This is a genomic window from Veillonella sp. CAG:933 (assembly GCF_000431435.1).
Taxonomy (GTDB): domain Bacteria; phylum Bacillota; class Negativicutes; order Veillonellales; family Veillonellaceae; genus Veillonella_A.
On record NZ_HF986130.1, the window covers coordinates 1 to 1,822 of the forward strand.

Below are 1,822 nucleotides of genomic sequence, written 5' to 3' on the forward strand. Positions count from 1 at the left end.
GGGGAACCAATTCCCTTGATAAACTAAGGGTCACCTTGTTGTTTCGATGGACAACAAGGTGACCGCACATTTTTTGTTGCAGAAGAACAAAAAGATTTGATTTTGAGCGTATCGTATGATTGTTCTTTTTTGAAACATGAATTCGAAAATGAGACATACAGAAAGTATTTGTGGGAAGAGTTTATGAATAAGAATGCTGCAAATTATAGTATATTCAGCAAAAAAACGGGAGAATTTGTGGGATATTGTGGCATAAAAATCTTACCAAAGAGGTGCCGGAACTGGCAATTGAATTACTGAAGAAATGTAGAAAACAAGGGTATGGCTATCAAGCCTTATCTTTACTTATGGATCGATTCGCTGGTGATACAATTCCATCAGGTCTGCCATGTTCCGGATCGTATATTGGTGATTTTAACCCGGCGGGCGTATGCCGAACTCTGCATGGCTTTTATATTTGACTGCAGATCCAAAACCAACCGCAGATGAGATCTGACATACAAGACAGCCATCGGATTTTTCTGTAAAAACGCCTGTTCCAGATGCTGTTTTCCATATCTGGTTCCGAGGGAGCATTCTGAAATTCGTTTCTGCCGGTCCGGGTGAAGATAGCTGTATCTGCCTCTGTGTTCGGTGACAGAAATCTGATATTGTTCCAGAAGTTTTGACTGAAATTCCTCAAAACTATCGGACAGAGCAGCACACGCATCAATCGCATTTCTCAGATACTGTTTCTGTGTCTGGAAGACCGTTGATGTTGGTGTCAGACCATCCTCCATAATTTTCTGATTGATCTTTTCCAGCTGATCCTGACCGGATTGTTTTGCCATATATTCTGCCTGTGTGATCTTTACTTCAGCAGGTTGCAGAAGATCAATCTGATGAAGACCCACGGTGGCACATATCCATAACTTCCTGTTTGAAATATTTTAGAAATTTATCGGTGGACCAGTGTTTGTAGCCAGCTTCATGATCGTGTGGCTGTGACATATATGGTTCTCTTTCGGAAGAGTATTCCCGGACACTGTTGATCACAATATGGGTGTGAATGTTTCCGGATGCATTGTGGCCGTCTGTGTGTGTCACAACCAGTGCCTGATAGCCGGGAAATATTTTTTTCGCAAGTTCCAGACAAAGCGCCTGTGCCTTTTCCCCGGTCAGTCCACATTCCGGTCCATCTGCAGGATCAAAGCTGATGATGTAATGGTGGCTTTTGATCTCGGAAGGTTTTTGATTTTTATGAAACCGGGCATTCGTGATCTGACATTCCTTATCGAAAGACATCGGATCACAATTCAATTCGTCCATGTAGAATTCTTCACGAAGAATGTTCCGGTCAAATTCATCCAGGATTTTTTTCCCTGTCTTTTCATCATGCTGAAAAAGCAGGTAATCAATGGCAGCGGAGTAATCAGCATTTCTGCTTTTGATGTGTTTAAGAACTGCCATTTGTTTCACCTGCCAGTTGCAAAACCTGTTTTCGTAATTGGAAAAGGTCTGCAATGCATTGATGGATTTCAGATTCGATTGCAAGGGAACGCTCTCCCCCGCTGTTGAAATACCGGGCAATCTGATTCAGGTTGGAACCGATTTTTCCGTATTCACTGACCAGCTTGCGAAGTGATTCCATATCTGTAACAATCTCAATCCTGTTTTGTATTTCTTTCTCCGCCAGCATTTTGCGGAGATATTCTGACCGTGAGATTCCTAATGCAGATGCACTCTGATCCAAAAGATGCAGTTCCATATCCGACAGTCGTACCGCTACAAAATGCGGATGGTTTAGTTCGGATTCTTTTTTCTTATAGCGCATAGTCCTCCT

General features: G+C 42.4%; 3 protein-coding genes. All 3 read right to left on the minus strand.

The window, feature by feature from the left end; translation table 11 throughout:
* Positions 1–377: 377 nt before the first annotated feature.
* Positions 378–830 carry a hypothetical protein gene (locus QZL64_RS01395; RefSeq protein ID WP_296309112.1) on the minus strand — a complete coding sequence of 151 codons (453 nt, stop codon included), beginning with the start codon at positions 828–830 and terminating at the stop codon, positions 378–380.
* 43 nt (positions 831–873) lie between these two features.
* Positions 874–1,449: a relaxase/mobilization nuclease domain-containing protein gene (locus QZL64_RS01400; RefSeq protein WP_021840264.1), complete on the minus strand. Its 576-nt coding sequence runs from the start codon at positions 1,447–1,449 to the stop codon at positions 874–876.
* The coding region (locus QZL64_RS01405) for a plasmid mobilization protein (RefSeq protein WP_296309114.1) at positions 1,436–1,822 on the minus strand (387 nt) is incomplete at its 5' end. The genes QZL64_RS01405 and QZL64_RS01400, both read right to left, overlap by 14 nt.

What these genes read in the sequence shown, in the direction of transcription:
- QZL64_RS01395 (WP_296309112.1), bottom strand. Translation starts at nt 830, where the DNA reads ATGGCAAAACAATCCGGTCAGGATCAGCTGGAAAAGATCAATCAGAAA.
- QZL64_RS01400 (WP_021840264.1), bottom strand. Translation starts at nt 1,449, where the DNA reads ATGGCAGTTCTTAAACACATCAAAAGCAGAAATGCTGATTACTCCGCT.